Source organism: Silvibacterium sp. (genome assembly GCF_047605705.1).
In the GTDB taxonomy this organism is placed as follows: Bacteria; Acidobacteriota; Terriglobia; order Terriglobales; family Acidobacteriaceae; genus Silvibacterium.
Genome location: NZ_JASGFD010000010.1, coordinates 1 through 15,170 on the forward strand (window position 1 = coordinate 1; position 15,170 = coordinate 15,170).

Annotated in this window: 11 protein-coding genes; 4 read left to right on the forward strand and 7 right to left on the reverse strand. The window is 62.0% G+C overall.

The window, feature by feature from the left end; all coding sequences use genetic code 11:
• Positions 1 to 695, forward strand: a 695-nt coding sequence (locus QM649_RS05315; RefSeq protein ID WP_415197979.1) for a DUF4135 domain-containing protein, incomplete at its 5' end; no start/stop codon positions are given.
• A 91-nt stretch (positions 696 to 786) separates the two neighbouring features.
• The gene (locus tag QM649_RS05320; RefSeq protein WP_415197980.1) at positions 787 to 3,063 is read left to right on the forward strand and encodes a protein kinase domain-containing protein; all 2,277 of its coding nucleotides are present in this window, start codon (positions 787 to 789) and stop codon (positions 3,061 to 3,063) included.
• A gap of 29 nt (positions 3,064 to 3,092) precedes the next feature.
• Here QM649_RS05320 and QM649_RS05325 read toward each other — a convergent pair whose 3' ends face one another.
• From QM649_RS05325 to QM649_RS05355, 7 genes are all read right to left on the reverse strand, one after another.
• Positions 3,093 to 3,923 carry a response regulator gene (locus tag QM649_RS05325; RefSeq protein ID WP_415197981.1) on the reverse strand — a complete coding sequence of 277 codons (831 nt, stop codon included), beginning with the start codon at positions 3,921 to 3,923 and terminating at the stop codon, positions 3,093 to 3,095.
• Positions 3,924 to 3,930: 7 nt separating this feature from the next.
• Positions 3,931 to 6,069: an ATP-binding protein gene (locus QM649_RS05330; protein WP_415197982.1), complete on the reverse strand. Its 2,139-nt coding sequence runs from the start codon at positions 6,067 to 6,069 to the stop codon at positions 3,931 to 3,933.
• Entirely contained in the window at positions 6,066 to 7,046 is a 981-nt protein-coding gene (locus QM649_RS05335; RefSeq protein WP_415197983.1) for a substrate-binding domain-containing protein, read from the reverse strand. Before QM649_RS05335 ends, QM649_RS05330 begins: the two co-directional genes overlap by 4 nt.
• 88 nt (positions 7,047 to 7,134) lie before the next feature.
• On the reverse strand, positions 7,135 to 9,417 hold the full coding sequence (locus QM649_RS05340) for a TonB-dependent receptor (RefSeq protein ID WP_415197984.1): 2,283 nt from the start codon (positions 9,415 to 9,417) through the stop codon (positions 7,135 to 7,137).
• 128 nt (positions 9,418 to 9,545) lie between these two features.
• The gene (locus QM649_RS05345) at positions 9,546 to 9,917 is read right to left on the reverse strand and encodes a hypothetical protein (protein ID WP_415197985.1); all 372 of its coding nucleotides are present in this window, start codon (positions 9,915 to 9,917) and stop codon (positions 9,546 to 9,548) included.
• Between the two features lie 105 nt (positions 9,918 to 10,022).
• Complete coding sequence (locus QM649_RS05350; protein WP_415197986.1) at positions 10,023 to 11,222, reverse strand: VWA domain-containing protein; 1,200 nt, start codon at positions 11,220 to 11,222, stop codon at positions 10,023 to 10,025.
• 134 nt (positions 11,223 to 11,356) lie between these two features.
• Positions 11,357 to 12,094: a sugar phosphate nucleotidyltransferase gene (locus QM649_RS05355; RefSeq protein ID WP_415197987.1), complete on the reverse strand. Its 738-nt coding sequence runs from the start codon at positions 12,092 to 12,094 to the stop codon at positions 11,357 to 11,359.
• Positions 12,095 to 12,271: 177 nt separating this feature from the next.
• Here QM649_RS05355 and QM649_RS05360 point away from each other — a divergent pair, with 177 nt between their 5' ends.
• Positions 12,272 to 13,261, forward strand: coding sequence for an NAD-dependent epimerase/dehydratase family protein (locus tag QM649_RS05360; RefSeq protein ID WP_415197988.1), 990 nt, complete (start codon positions 12,272 to 12,274; stop codon positions 13,259 to 13,261).
• 342 nt (positions 13,262 to 13,603) lie between these two features.
• Entirely contained in the window at positions 13,604 to 15,145 is a 1,542-nt protein-coding gene (locus QM649_RS05365) for a M48 family metallopeptidase (protein WP_415197989.1), read from the forward strand.
• Positions 15,146 to 15,170 lie beyond the last annotated feature (25 nt).

Here is a 15,170-nt window from a genome sequence, read left to right on the forward strand (position 1 = left end):
AACCGACAGCACGCTTACCTGCAGAGCAGGCTGGAGAAGTGTCGGTTCTGCGTACCGGCATGATTCCTGTTCCTGGCCTTCCGGATGAGGACTTTTCAGCGCTTGGCTTTATCCGCAACCGCAATCTCACCTTTCCTGTAAACGCCCGTTGCGGTGCGCCTGTGCTGCGTGTCTGCCCTGCGACGAATGTTCCATTCAAGGACGTGCCTGAAGGTTGCGCGGCCGAGTCTTTCAGTGACGAGCAGGCGGAAGGCTTTCGCGCCATGTGGGAATGGGTCGCCGGCAACCGAACGCTGCTTCTCGATCAGCTCGAACAGGCTCGAGGCCTGGAGGTTCGGTACGTTGTCCGCGATACGCATGCCTATTACCTGGCGCTGGTTCGGGCGATGTTTGAAGGCACTCCGGCGGTGGCTGCTCTGCCGGCCCTTGGAGGTGAGCGGGCGGCGTTCGTTCCTCTTCTGGCCGAGGAGCTCAACGCGCTCGCACAGCTGGATCTGCCGCACTTTACGTTACGCGCCGATGCGCGCTCTTTAGACCCGGCGGGACTCATCTTTGCCTCTTCGGGATACGAAGCCGCGAAAGGTCTGCTTGAAAACATGAGCGAGGAAGATCTGGAGCGCCAGCTTCGCCATCTCGGCTCCGCCTGGCAGCTCTATGCCGCAACCCGGCGCCTGCTCTGTCCCTTGCAGGGCTGACCGCCGCGAAACAGGCGGCGGTGGGCTTTTTCCGACAAATAAGAAACCGTCCCGGTACCTTCCACAGAGCGTGTCCTAGAATGGACTCACTATGATCGGGCGTACCATTGCGCATTACCAGATTCAGGAGTTGCTGGCAGAAGGTGCCATGGGCATCGTCTACCGGGCACGCGATCTGAACCTTGAGCGCTCTGTCGCCATCAAGGTGCTCAAGCCACAGCGCTCCTCGAATGAGGCCGCTGTCGAGCGCTTCATGCACGAGGCTCGCGCCGCCTCGTCGCTCGATCATCCGAATGTCTGCACGATCTACGAGATTGAAAAGGACGAGAGCGGGCAGCTGTTCATCGTCATGGCCTACTATGACGGCGAAACCCTGCGACGCAAGCTCTTCCGCGGCCCGCTCTCGCCAGAAGACGCGCTGCACTACACCATCGACATTGCGCAGGGTCTCGCAAAGGCGCACCGCCAGGGACTGGTGCATCGCGACATCAAGCCTGAAAACATCATCATTACTGCCGATGGCATCGCCAAAATCCTCGACTTCGGGCTGGTGAAACTCCCCCGCGTCGTGATTTCCGGCGATCCTGCATCGGAAGCGATCGTCGGTACCGTCGGCTACATGTCACCAGAGCAGATTGAGGGGCACGCCGATCATCGCAGCGATCTGTGGGCTCTGGGCATCCTGTTTTATGAAATGCTCACGGGCCGCAGGCCCTTTCTGGGATTGCCGTCAGTAACGGTCCAGGGGATCCTGCACTCCGAATACACGCCTGCGTCCGAGGTGCGGCCGGGCATCTCCGATGGGCTCGACCGCGTGGTTTCCCGCGCACTGGCCAAGCAGCCTTCGGAGCGTTACCAGCGCGCCGAGGAGATGATCGCTCATCTTCATGCCTTGCGCCATGGGCTCGCCTCGGGTCTGTCGAAACCAGAGAACCAGGTCGAAGGCCAGTCGATGACAATCGCCGTGCTGCCTTTTTCGAATGTGGGAGGAGGAGAAGAGGCGGAGTATTTCTGCGACGGTCTTGCCGACGAACTGATACATCTGCTCTCTCAGCTCAAAGGGCTGCGCGTGGTTTCGCACACCTCTGCTTTTGAGTTCAAAGGCAAATCGCAGGACATCCGCGCCATCGCCGAGCGGCTGAATGTGAATACGATCCTTGAGGGCTCGGTGCGCCGCGCCGGAGACAGGCTGCGCGTTACGGTGCAGCTTACCGATGCGATCCATGGCTATCACCTGTGGTCGCAGAAGTACGACCACGAGCTCAAAGACATCTTTGCGGTTCAGGAAGGGATCGCGCGCGCGGTTGCTGCGAAGTTCGGTAAAAAGCCGGAGAACGAAATCCCACCGCTCCGCTCACGCTACTCACAGAACATCGATGCTCATGCTCTTTATCTAAAGGGGCGCTACTACTGGAGCCTGCGCCTGCCCGAAGCTTCACGGAAAGGAATTCAGTGTTTCGAGCAGGCAATCATGGTAGATCCACAATGCGCGCCTGCCTATGCGGGTCTTGCTGACTGTATCGTCAGCCTGGGTTTCTTTGGCGCAATGCCACCGGGGGATGCCTGGGCGCGGGGCCGGGAGCTGGCGATGAAGGCCCGTGAACTCGATCCGCACCTGGCAGAAGCAGCCATCTCGCTGGCCAAGAGCGCGCTCTTCAGCAACTGGGACTGGCGTCTCGCCGAGGAGCTGGCGATCCGCGCCATCGAGCTCGATCCCGGCTTCTCGGGCAGTCACTTCTTCTACGCGATCCTTCTGCTGCAGTCCGGCCGCTACGAGTCGGCGCTGCATGAACTGCGCACCGCACGCGAGCTCGATCCGCTCTCGTCGCCCATCTCGTCAGGGATTGCCTGGGTCCATTACTACGAGGGGCATCACGCCCTGGCGATCGAACAGTGCGAGAAAGTCTTCGCCGTCGATCCGGAGTATCCCGAGGCTCATGCCTGCCGTGGTCTTGCGCTGCTGGCTCTTGGGCGGCATGCCGAGGCCATCCCTTCCCTCGAGCACGGCGTAAAGGTCTCCGGGAACAATCCCATTGTGATCGGATTTTATGGCGCGGGGCTCGCCTGTGGTGGGAAAGCGGAAGAGGCGCGTGCAGTTCTGGCGCGCTTGCAGGACATGGCGGCCAAGCAGTTTGTCTCCACCGTGCCGCCGGCTGTCATCCTGATCGCGCTTGGGGAGTATGACGCGGCGATGGAGTATCTCGAACAGGCTTACCGCACGCGCGAGGCATTCCTCGCTTATGCGCGGGTCTTTCCGCTCTTTGATCCTGTTCGACAGTTGCCGCGTTTTCAGGCACTGCTGGGAGAGCTCGACCTGGCCAGCAGCGCGGAGATGATGACGAGCGAGCTGCTGGCTTCGGCGAAATAAAACGGCAATACGAGTCGGAAACGGCGGATTTACTGCGATCCGCCGCGCATCATGGCCAGCGACGCGGCCGTGCCATTCAGCTGGAAGTCGTACTCCTTGACCACCTTCATCACAGCGCGACGCGTCTCGTCGGTGTGCTTGCCCTTGTTGTGCAGCACGCGTGAGACGGTCGACATGGAGACGCCCGCTTTCCGGGCTACGTCGGCGATGGTGATCCGCTGCCGCGCGCTGCCGGGTGCGTAGTCTTCGTTCGTCTCTTCGGACCTAGCCAGTGCTTCGATGATCCCGTTCAGCTGGTTCCACACTTCGCGGTCCTGCATGGACAGCCGCTCGGCGATCTCGTCCTTCGCCACACCCTGGGCGAAGAGGTCGAGTATTTCCGTCTGGAGCGGCTCCAGGTGGGCACGCGGCATCCGCTCGGCGAGCCGGGTCGCGATGTGCTGGGGCAGGTAGCGTTCGCCGGCATGCACCTGGCGGATCGCTTCGATGATCTCCTCGTCGGAGGAAGCCTTGAGCACATAGCCCTGGGCCCCGGCCTTGACTGCCTGGTAGATGTCTTCATCGCTCTCATAGCTGGTGATGACCACCACCCGCGCCGGGCAGGATTCCTGCTTCAGCGCCTTGAGAGTCTCGATTCCATTCTTCTTCGGCATGCGTAGGTCCATCATGACTACATCCACCGCCGGTTCGCCCGCGGTCAGCAGGGCCACGGCCTGTTCGCCGTCGGCTGCGCTGCCAACTACCTCCATATCGGGGTAGGTCGCAAGCATGCTGGCCAGGCCGGCACGAACAACCGGGTGGTCATCGACAATCAAAATCCGGATCTTGGTTCCGGTAAGCGTTTCCGAAGTGCTAGACATCTGTGCCTTACTCCTGATTGTTGCGTTTACTATATGCCAGACGCACGAACCACGACTGGCGTTCTGGATTTGGTACTTCTACGCGAATTCTTGTGCCGCCGGCAGCCCCGCTCTGTACCTCCAGGGTGCCGTGGATGAGCTCCGCGCGGCGGCGCATGCCGGAAAGCCCGAATCCTCCTGAGTCTTCCCTGGGCACAAAGCCAATGCCGTTGTCCTTTACGATCAGCGTGATAGAGCGTGGCCCATACTCTACTTCGATGTGAATTCTCGTCGGATGGCCGTGTTGGATGGCGTTGGAAATTGCCTCCTGGCCGATCCGGAAGAGGGAATCGAGAACGTGAAGCGGCAGCTCCCGCGCCTCACCCCGCACTTCCACATCTATTTTTACCTGCCCACGGGCCACAATCCTGCGTGCCGCCATCTCGAGCGCGGAAACCAGCCCGCTCGCCTCAATCGCCTCCGGCCGAAGCGTCGTAATGCTGCGCCGGGCCTCGTCATGGCTGTGCCGGACCAGCTCCGTCGCGATTTTCAGGTCTTCGAGCAGGCTCGGGACGTCGAGCGTCTTCTCCTTCTGTGCCATCCGGTTGCGGATAGCACGCAGCTGGAAGCCGATTCCGGCAAAGCTCTGTGCCAGCGTGTCATGCAGCTCGTTCGCCAACCGTTCGCGTTCGTTGATGACGGCGTGCAGCCGCCATTCCTCGGCCCGGCTTAACAGGAGCTGCGCCACAAATCCCAGCGCCAGCATCGCTACCGCCATCAGGATGAGATGCTCGGTGCTCCACCACGGCGGGCCGTCCACCACGCTGACATCCTGGGGCGAGCTGACCAGAAGCACGAATGGCACAGCATTATTGGTGTATTCGGCTCCCAGAACGCAGATACCCCGTACCCGGATCACGCTGTACTGGTCGAGATGCCGAAAGAGAGCCGCCGCCTCGGGCGATACCGAGAGCGCCCGGAAGGTCTGCATGCCGTCGTGCATGAGCAGGGTTGCGCCGCGCTCCCCGTTCCACTCGATGCGGTCCAGATGCCCCTGCACTTCGAGATACATCGACGCATAGGCTCCCGTGGCCGCCTGGTCGGCCGTCACCGAAGACGGAGGCAGCGGTGAGACGCCGCCGATTCTCCGCGCGACAGCTCCTGTAATGGCGGCGGATAGCCCTTCCGGGTGGGCGTCACCTTCGACCTCCACCTCATCGCCCAGGCGAAGCAGCGTCGGCCGCTCAAGCTGGACGCGAGCGCCGCCGCCGCGATCCTGAATGTAGAGATCCGGAGTCGTGCTGATGACCACGCCATGCACCGTCACATGGTTCGTCCGGGTGATCGAAAGCAGGCGAAGGCTCTTGACGGAGATCGCCGGGTGGGCCGGGGTGAATTCGCTGAGGAGCGTCGACGGCACGCTGCTCGGAGAGGGAATCGTCCCCTGGCTGGTGGGATACACCGCCATGTGCTGCGCCGGAGCAGGTGTATTCTCCCGTGGCTCCAGAGCCGTCACCTGGACATGCCGCCAGAAGCCGCCCGCGGTCACCGAACGCAGTCCGATCTTTCCTGAAGTCAGGCAGTGCGGGTCTTCGGCTCGGATCTCGGTCGACCCCGGGGTGTCGATGCCACTGGCGCGTGCGGTAATTGTGCAGCCCTGCACGGCCAGCCGCAGGTGGTACCAGCGCCCGGGAACGATGCCGCCTGGAAACGGCTGCGGCTGGAACTCGACCCACCCATGATCCGCGCGCCCCAGCACGAGCTTGTTGTCGATGGTTCGCAGCCCCGCATAATAGCCGCTGTAAGCGTCTACTCCCTGTTCGATGTCGCTCGCGCGGGCAATCAGACCGGCGTCGCCGCCGCCGATCAGCTGCAGGTCCGCCTCGACGGCATAGGAGCTCCAGTGCGCGGACCCGGTGATCAGCTTGGCCCCGCGCTCTTCGGAATCGTTACGCACTCCGCCATCGGCCGCATGCCAGCTGCCGCCAAAGGGGATCCAGCCCTGGAGGCTGCTCGCCGCAAAGGCATCGTGATACGGCAGGCCGTGATTCGGTCCACGCAGCAGCAGGGCCGAACCCAGTCCCAGCAGTGCCGCGGAGGCGGCGACTGCCGCGACGATCAGTCCGCGCCGTTGCGTCTTTGCGCGTGTGACGAGAGTCGCCATCATGGCTCACGACTCCAGTCCACACTCATCAATGGTCGCGCCTCGGCAGAATCGAGATTGGCCGAGGTCAGCAGCGTAGGTTGCAGCAGGATTTCAGAGGGCTGACTGCCGGGCGGCGCAGCGAGAGACTCCATCGCGCGATAGCCCATCTCGTATGTGTTGATGGCTACCAGCGAATCGATCGATCCATTGCGCAGCAGGTTTGCCAGCTCGACACTCTGCTCAAAGCCGACGACCTTGACCTTGCCCAGCAGCCCGTGCGCGCGAAGCGCCTCGTATGCGCCGCCCGTTGCCGCCGATGACACGGTGAAGAGGCCATCCAGCTGTGGATCCTCATCCAGAGCGTCTTCTGCGATCTGCTCCGCTCCCGTCAGATTGTGGGTTCCGAAGCGTCGCTCCGTGACCGATATGCCGGGGAAGTTCTTTTCCAGTGTCGTCTCGAAGGAATGCACCATGGCCAGCGTGCTCAACGACTGCGGAGGCACGCCGAGGATCGCGATCCGTCCATGCCCGTTCAGAATCTGGCCCATGCGCATCGCGGCGATGCGTCCGCTGGCCAGGTCGTCATTCACGATATAGGTGAGATTGGGCCCCGGCGGAAGATTGAGCGGCGCGGCGACGATGACCGTCCGCACCCCTTTTTCAATGGCCCGCTGCACCGGCGCCATCATCGCCACGGCCTGGTCCGGCGCGAGGATCATGGCCGAATATTTTTGCTTGACCACGCGGTCGATCAACTCCGCCTGCTGCTGCGTATCGTCTTCGCTGGTGGGGGCGTTCCAGTAAACCTTGAAGCCGAAGTGGTTGGCGGCGAACTCCGCGCCCGCGTGCTCGGCCTCCCAGATGGTCACGGCTGTGGTCTGTGGGATCACCGCCACGCGCATCGGATGCGCACGGCAGCCCGCCAGCGGCGTAAGCGCTCCCGCTAAAAAAAGAAAAGAGGCCCGTCCGGGCCAGCGTTGGCGAAGAGTGAACATCATGGGAAGGACGTTCCCCAGTGTAACTCCGCGCGCCCCTCTTCATCCTTTTAAGGAAAAAGACAGGCGCGCGCCGTTGCTAGAAATGGGATTAGAAGTGGAAGTGGTAGCGGAACTCTCCGTAAATCTGCCGGGGATCGTTATAGTGAAAGCCGCCGAAGGTCAGACTGTTGTCCAGCAGCACCCGAGTGTTGGCGATATTTAACAGGTTCACCGAAATCCCATACTTTTCGGCAAACGTCTTGCCTACGGATATATCCGCCGTCGTGTGCGCCGGCAGATAGTTGCCGGTGTAGGGCGAAGGCGGATCGGTGTAGCCGTTTGAAAATCCCGAGCCGTAGTAGACGTTGAATGCGCCCGTGACGCCGTAGGGAAGGTTTCCGTTGAATCCCACATTCAGCGTGTTGCGCTGGTCGTGGTCGAGGGCCTCATAGGAGTTATCCGCCGCGCAGGCTGAGGGGTCGGAGGGGCTATAGCAGATGAGGCCGCCGGTAATGGCGCCGCGCTGCTGCGCGATCTGATTCGAGTAGGCAAGGTGAAACTGGCCATAGCGCCACAGTTGCGGTGAGCGCAGCGTCAGTTCCCAGCCCTGGATGAGTGCGCCATCCACCGTGACCGGAATGAAGATACTCGATTCGCCGATGTTGCTGTGGTCGAGGAAGTTGTTGGCGCGCGTCTGGAACGTATCCGCATCGAGCAGCCATCCGCGGTAGGGAATCTGCAGGCCGAACTGGTGCTCCTCGTCGCGCTCGCCGCGCAGCGGTGTAAAGCTGGTGTTCGTCGAGTTGGCATACGCGAGCGCCGGTCCCGCGATGCTGGTGAGCGGCGGGGGCTGATAGTAGTGCCCATAGAAGCCGCGCAGCACCCAGTTCAGCTTCGGGATTACCACTGCCGCGCCGATGCGCGGATAGATCGCGTTCTCGCTGATCGTTCCCTGGAAATGCGTCTGCCGCTCGCCGCCGATCAGGGTCAGCCACGAGGTCGGCTTGTAATGGTCTTCGAGAAACGTCTCTTCGACGCCCGCCAGCACTGTCTGATCTTCGGAGAAGTTCGCAAAGCTGCCGTCGTTGAAAGTCGCGGCGAAGAGATCGTTCTCATGCTGCGCGTAGCCGTAGATGCCGCCGGTAATCGAGTTTTTCGCAATCACCGTGCTGGCCGAAGCCTGCAGGCCCGCGTAGTTGCCGGTCTCGTCTACTTTTGTCGCACTTGGAAGGTCTGCTGCATTGGGATCGTAATCCGCGTCGTTGTAGTGGTAGAAGGGCGAGATCTGCGCCAGCGTCGTCGGGTTCCATGTGTGGACCCAGGTCAGGGCGGTGTAGCCGTCTGTCTCGTGCTCGCCGTCACGCAGCCCGCTCGAATCATAAAGCTGGTTCTGCCAGTCATTGGTATTCGGGTCGTAAGGAATCTGGTAGTAGTCGGTGCGTAGCTGGTTGACCAGCCGCAGCTGGTTCGCGGAATCGTGGTTGTAGATGAGCGATGCAAAGCCACCATAGCCATTCTCCGCATCATGCACCGGCTTCTCGATTGCCGGCTGCAGGCCGTAGTCCGAGCGGTTGCCGTTCAGGCTGGTGAACCAGGCAAAGCGCTCCGTGTGGTCGCCCAGGCTGATCTGGTCGTTTGTCTGGTAGAAGTTGCCCAGCGTCATCACCAGCTCGCCCTCGCGGTCGCGCTCGAAGCCGGAGCGCGGCTCCACGTTGAAGACGCCATAGGTGCGATCGCCTACGCCCGCGCCGTAGCTGCCGCGCTCGATCTCGATCGTGTCGATGTCTTTCGGGTCGATCTGCGGCGCGATATTGCTTGCGATGTTCGTGTTGGGGATGTTCACACCGTCGATCATCCAGCTCAGCTGGTGTCCGCCACGCATGTGCAGCATGTCGTGGGTCATGTACGCGCCCGGCACGTAGTCGGTGATCATCGCCATGCTGTTGGTGCGGTCTGCGCCCGGTGTCGCCGCAATATCCGTGCGGCTGATCATCGTTGCCGGCGTGAACGAATCCGGATTCGCCGACTGCGCCTCCTCGTGGAGTGTCGTTGTCTGCCGCACGGTTTCGAGCGAGAGCTGGAGGTGCAGGATTGCCGCGGAATCGGCAGTCACGCTCACCGTCTGCTCGAGATTCGCGAAGCCGGAGCTGGAAATGGTCACCGTATAGGTGCCAATGGGTACGGACGGAATATGAAAGCTGCCGTCCTGATCGGAGGTCGCTGTGAATTCGAGCGCGGAATAAGCCGCGCGGACACGAATGCGCGCGCCGCTGACCGGCCGGTGCTGCGGATCATGCACCACGCCCTGGAGATAGCCGAAGACAGACGCTCCGGCAGGGAGCGAGGGTAAGAAGAAGAGGAGAATCAACGCGTACGTCAGTCTTTGGAGCAAGAGCGAGCCTCCGCCGTGAAGCAGCCACGGCAAATATGCAGCAGAGCCGGTTACATTTCAGGATCTGGGAAAACGAGCAGACAGGAATCTGCTGCTGCGCGCCCAGGTTGCTGAAGGAATTGTGCTGGCTAGCTGAGTGCCGGAGGTCCGCGCTTCTGCCGCGCGCGGTCGAACGAGATACGCCGCTTCGCTTCTGCCTGCGCTGCGACCGACACGTGCTGCTGCACGCCGGCGTAGATCGCCGCCGCGGTCGAAGGCTGAAAGGAGGGAAGTACGATCATCGAGAGCGCCGCAGGTGTGTACGGGCACTTCTCGCGAACGGAGCTGAAGCTGCGATGCACGCCGTCCGAGGCCATCTCCGCCATGATCGCGCAGTGGTGTTTGCCCGCTCTGCGGCAGCACGCCGGAAGGCTCGCTTCCGCAGCCGCTTCACCGAAGAACCCGGAAAAGACCGGGATCAACAGGAGCAGGAGCATCGGAATGGCAACAGCGCGGCGCATGACTCGCTTCGAGCATACACCACGCTGCTGTGCGATCCGTCTTCGGCCACTGCGCGTGGGGTGCGGAGTAGAAACGACTGCTGCCGCGAGGCAGCAGCCCGAGCATCAATCCTGCGAGTAGTAGCCCTGGCGCGTCTGCACGATCAGGTCCTTCTTCTTCGGCAGAAGCGTGATGCGGTGATAGCCACCGCCGGCGACAGTCTTATCCGGCGTGTAGCCGAGCACGTACTGGCTACGCAGCTCTTCGGCAATCTGGGAGTAGATGTCGTCGAAGTTCTCCTTCTTCTTTACCTCGAACATCCGTCCGCCGGTCTCGGCGCAGATCTGCTCCAGCACCTTCTTGCCGTCGACTGCCGGCTTCTCCTGGCGCTGTCCGCCACCACCGCCGCCCGGGTAACCTCCGCCGCCACCACCGGGATAGCCGCCACCACCACCCGGCCATCCACCGCCGCCGCCGGGCCAGCCCATGCCGCCGCCGCGATGACCTCCACCGGGGCCGCCACCGCTGTTATTGTGCTGCTCGCCCTTGAAGTACATCGCGTAGACCACGGTATCGGCGCGCTGCGCGGCTTCGATCGCCGTATGCAGCGTCTCCTTGCTGCCACGATCCTCTCCGTCCGTCAGTACGATCAGCGCCTTGCGGCCCTTCTCTTTCGCCATCAATTCGTCCGAGGCGAGATAGATCGCGTCATAAAGCATCGTGCCGCCGTTCGACATGCGGCGTCCGCGGTTGTTGCTGTTGTTGTCGCCGCTGTTCTGGTCCGGATCGTTGCTGTTCGGATCGTTGCTTCCCGATCCGCTGTTTGAGGAGCGGTCGAACTGCGGCGCAGCCAGATGATCGAGCGCGCGCTGCAGCGTATCGCGGTTCGATGTCGGATCGGCGAGCAGGTCCACCTCACGGTCGAACTGCACCAGGAAGGCCCGATCCTTGCTCTGCGTGAGCATCTGGTCGAGGAAGTGCTGGCTGGCGGTGCGCTCGTCGCTCAGCGCGTCACGCAGGCTCATGCTGGTGTCTACCAGCAGCCCCAGCGTCAGAGGAAGATTCTGATCCTGGTTGAAATACTTGATCGTCTGCGGATGATTGTCATCCTGCAGCGTGAAGTCGTCCTTGGTCAGATTCGGCACGATCTTGCCGTGCTTATCGCGCACCGTCACGGCCATCGATACCACATTCACATCGACATGCAGCGTCGTAGGCGCAGAGGCCTGCGACGCAGGACTTTGCGATGCGGGGCTCTGGCTTGCAGTGGAGGTCGCGGAGGTCGCAGGCTTCGCATCCTGCGCATAGGGCAGGGGAGTGGCCATCAACAGCATCAGGGAGCAGGCGGCAGCTTTCAGCGCAGTCATAAGCGATGGGTGTGGGCCGCTTCGGCACTCCTCGGCCCACGCATTAGACGAACGAACTCCGCTTCAGGCCGCAGCGTTACCATGGCATAGCGCTATTTCGCCGGGGTCACCCACGGCGCTGTGCCTTCTCCGATCAGCTTCTCCAGCTCCTGCTGGTCCTTGCTGGTGTCCATCGACTTCCAGAAACCGTGGTGCAGATAGGTGTAGAGCTGCTTCTCGGCGGCGAGCTTCGGCAGCACGTCCGATTCAAGGTTCGTTCCTGTCCAGTGCTCGGCCGCGGCCTTCTCAATGACGAAGAATCCTGCGTTGATCCAGTAATCGCGGATGACCGGCTTCTCCGAGAAGCGATCCACCTGGTTGTTCTCGTCGAAGTGCACGGTGCCATACTGCGAGCGCAGCGGTACGGCCGTCACCGTCGCTAGGCCGCCTTTTTCTTCGTGAAAGCGCAGCAGTGCCTGCAGATCCACGTTCCCGAGTCCGTCGCCATAGGTGGCGAAAAAACGGTCGCCCACAAGGTCGAAGCAGGCGCGGATGCGTTCGCCGGTATCGGCTTCGGCGCCTGTGTCCACAATGTCGATCTTCCAGTCCGGAAAGCGTCCTTCGAAGTAGTCGAAGAGCATTTCCTTGCGATGCCCGGCCGCCAGCACGAAGCGCCGCACGCCCTGCGCCGCGTAGATGTGCATCAGGTGCACCAGGATCGGCCGCCCGTTGATGGGCATCATCGGCTTGGGGAAATACTCGCTGAACGGATAAATACGCGAGCCCTTGCCCCCGCACAGGATCACCACCGCCAGATCGTTCGCTGCGTCGTGCTTCGTTTTTTCGTTCAAAGACTGCTGCTCCATCCCGCCATCACGAGCCGGCCCGCATGGCCGCCCGCACTTGAAAATGATCTAATAAACATCTTAGAGCCTGGCATCTCGCCGGCCCGTTTCATACAGAGACGCAGGCTGTGCGCGGGAGACGCACAACGGCTCTATCAAGGTCGAGGCAAGGAAGAGGTTCGTTTGGGTTTCTGGAAGGGTAAGCGCGTATTCGTGACCGGCGCCACCGGTCTCATGGGTGGATGGCTGGTCAAGGCCCTGTTGCGCGAGGAGGCCGAGGTCATCGCCCTGGTCCGCGATCAGGCGCCCCGCAGCATGCTGGTCAGCGAAGGCATCCTCTCGCAGCTCGCCATCGTTTCGGGCGATCTTGAATCGCTGCCAACCATGGTGCGCGCTATTGCCGAGTACGAGCCGCACACCGTCTTCCATCTCGCGGCGCAGCCGCTGGTCGGCGTGGCCAAGAAGGATCCCGTGGGCACCCTCCGCGCCAATGTCATGGGCACCTGGAACCTCCTCGAAGCCTGCCGTCTCGCGGGCGGTCAGTCGAATGTTGTCGTCGCGTCCTCGGATAAGGCCTACGGCTCGAGCGAGAACCTACCGTACCTCGAAACTCACCCGCTGCAGGGCCGCTATCCCTACGACGTTTCGAAGTCCTGCACCGATCTCGTCTCCCAGATGTACGCGGCCACCTACGGCCTGCGCACCGCCATCGCCCGCTGCGGCAATCTTTTTGGCGGTGGCGATCTGAACTTTAGCCGTACCATCCCCGGACTGGTGAAGGCCACGCTCGATGGCGAGCCTTTCGTCATCCGCAGTGACGGCAAGTTCGTCCGTGACTTCCTCTACGTCAAGGATGCCGCCGAATGCTACCTCGTCCTCGGCGAGCACCTGGCCTCAAACCCGGCGCTCAGCGGCGAGGCTTTCAACTTCTCGCTGGGCGAGCGACTGACCGTGCTCGACATCGTCGAGATGACCCTCGACATCATGGATCGCCGTGATCTCCAGCCGGTGATCCAGAACATCGCCAGCTCCGAGATCCGCGAGCAGTATCTCGACGCCTCAAAGGCCCGCCGCCTGCTCGGCTGGCAGCCGAAATATGACATGCCCGAGGCCATCCGCGAGACCGTGGATTGGTACCGCGAGCATTTTCAGGCGGCGAAGGACGCCCGCTAAGTCTCGGCTTCTTCTTAACACCTGAAAAGAGAGAACTTGTCATTCCAACCGGAGCGAGACGGCCATTCCGTCTCGCGTAGCGGAGGAACCTGCGGTTCTCTTGATAAGAGAGGATGTGAGCAGTCCAAGCTCTGCCTGGGGGCGGAACGACTTCTGGTTCCGACCGGGTACACCGTAGGCCCTTCCGCCTGCGGGCGGCTCCTGATTTCAGGCGGCGAAATCGCCTGATCCGCCGCGACTGGCGCTGCGCAACTCTTGAGCGCATACTACGTCTATAGGTGCGGATTCTTCCCGTTCCTCCTTCCGTACCTGTAGACGTATCGACGTACCAGGGAGCTGCCCATGCGACCTCTGCCTCTTCTCCATTGCCTGCCGGCATCTTTGGTGCTGGCCTCGCTGGCGCTCGCCGCGCCCGTGACTCTCTATGCCCGGCAGACGTCCACCCCAAGCGGAACCCAACCCGGCAGTTCCACAAGCCAGACAGGCACGTCTCAGACCCCAACCCAGACTCAGGGGCAGACCGGAACCTCCTCTACCGGAAGCTCTTCGCAGACCACCGGCTCCAACAGCTCCGGCCAGAATGCCCAGCAGCAGACGCCGCCGGTTCAGAATGCGCCGATCAAGAACACCCCGGTCGAGGCACCCACGAAACCTCCCGCCGATGCGGCTCCGGTGACGCCGGACGGCAACTCGACGTCTACCGGCCCCTCGGCTACCGACAAAGATAAGAAGACGGCCGATTCCGCCACTCCCGCGAGCGGCGACGTCGTCCCGATGCGGCAGGCGAATCCGGACGGCACCATGCCCGGTGTGAAATCGGGCAGCATCGAGGACGTCAATGCCGTCGGCACGCGCAACATCGGCGGCCGTGGCATGGGTAACTGGTATTCGACCGAGTCCGAAATCAAGATGGGCAAGTCCTATGCCATGGAGCTCGAGAAGAGCACGAAGTTCATCACCGATCCCGTTGTTACCGAGTATGTAAACCGCATCGGCCAGAACATCGTGAAGAACTCCGACTGCAAGGTGCCCTTCACCATCAAGGTCATCGATACGGACGAGATCAACGCCTTCGCCCTTCCCGGCGGCTTTTTCTATGTGAACTCCGGCCTGATCCTCGCAGCCGATGAGGAAGCCGAGCTGGCTGGCGTCATGGCTCACGAAATCGCTCACGTCTGCGCCCATCACGCCGCCCGCGAGATGACCCGCGCCAATTACGCGCAGATCGGCACCATTCCGCTCATCATGATCGGCGGCTGGACGGGCTACGGCATCTACGAAGCGGCGAATATCGCTATCCCGGTCACCTTCCTTGAGTTCTCCCGCGAATTCGAGGCGCAGGCCGACTATCTCGGCATCCAGTACATGTATCGCGCCGGATACGATCCGCAGGCCTTCATCACCTTCTTCGAAAAGATCCAGGACCTCGAGAAGCACAAGCCCGGAGCCGTCGCCAAGGTCTTCTCGGACCATCCGCAGACCCCGGATCGCATCGTCCACTCGCAGGAGGAGATTGCCACCATCCTGCCGGCGCGGGATGAGTACATGGTTACGACCTCGGAGTTCGACGATGTAAAGGCCCGTCTGGCCCGCATCGAGAACAAGCGCCGCCTGACGAATGGCAAGAACGGCCAGAAGCCGACGCTGCGCAAGGTCAGCAACAGCGATCCGAACTCAAGCTCAAGTGGCGACGACGAGCGCCCCACGCTCCATCGCCGCGACGATAGCGGTTCGGACAGCAGCTCCGGCTCCAGTACAGGTTCCAGCTCCGGCTCTGGCACCGGGTCCAGCACAGGCTCTGGCACCGGGTCCAGCACAGGCTCTGGTTCCGGCACCAGCACGACCCCCAGTTCCACGCCCAATAACCCCAGCCAGCAGCAGTAATGGTGCTTTCGTGGGTACGGCTTAT

Bases quoted from the DNA above. Each gene is read 5' to 3' on its own strand.
- QM649_RS05320 (WP_415197980.1), top strand. From the start codon at position 787: ATGATCGGGCGTACCATTGCGCATTACCAGATTCAGGAGTTGCTGGCA.
- QM649_RS05325 (WP_415197981.1), bottom strand. From the start codon at position 3,923: ATGTCTAGCACTTCGGAAACGCTTACCGGAACCAAGATCCGGATTTTG.
- QM649_RS05330 (WP_415197982.1), bottom strand. From the start codon at position 6,069: ATGATGGCGACTCTCGTCACACGCGCAAAGACGCAACGGCGCGGACTG.
- QM649_RS05335 (WP_415197983.1), bottom strand. From the start codon at position 7,046: ATGATGTTCACTCTTCGCCAACGCTGGCCCGGACGGGCCTCTTTTCTT.
- QM649_RS05345 (WP_415197985.1), bottom strand. From the start codon at position 9,917: ATGCGCCGCGCTGTTGCCATTCCGATGCTCCTGCTCCTGTTGATCCCG.
- QM649_RS05350 (WP_415197986.1), bottom strand. From the start codon at position 11,222: ATGGCCACTCCCCTGCCCTATGCGCAGGATGCGAAGCCTGCGACCTCC.
- QM649_RS05365 (WP_415197989.1), top strand. From the start codon at position 13,604: ATGCGACCTCTGCCTCTTCTCCATTGCCTGCCGGCATCTTTGGTGCTG.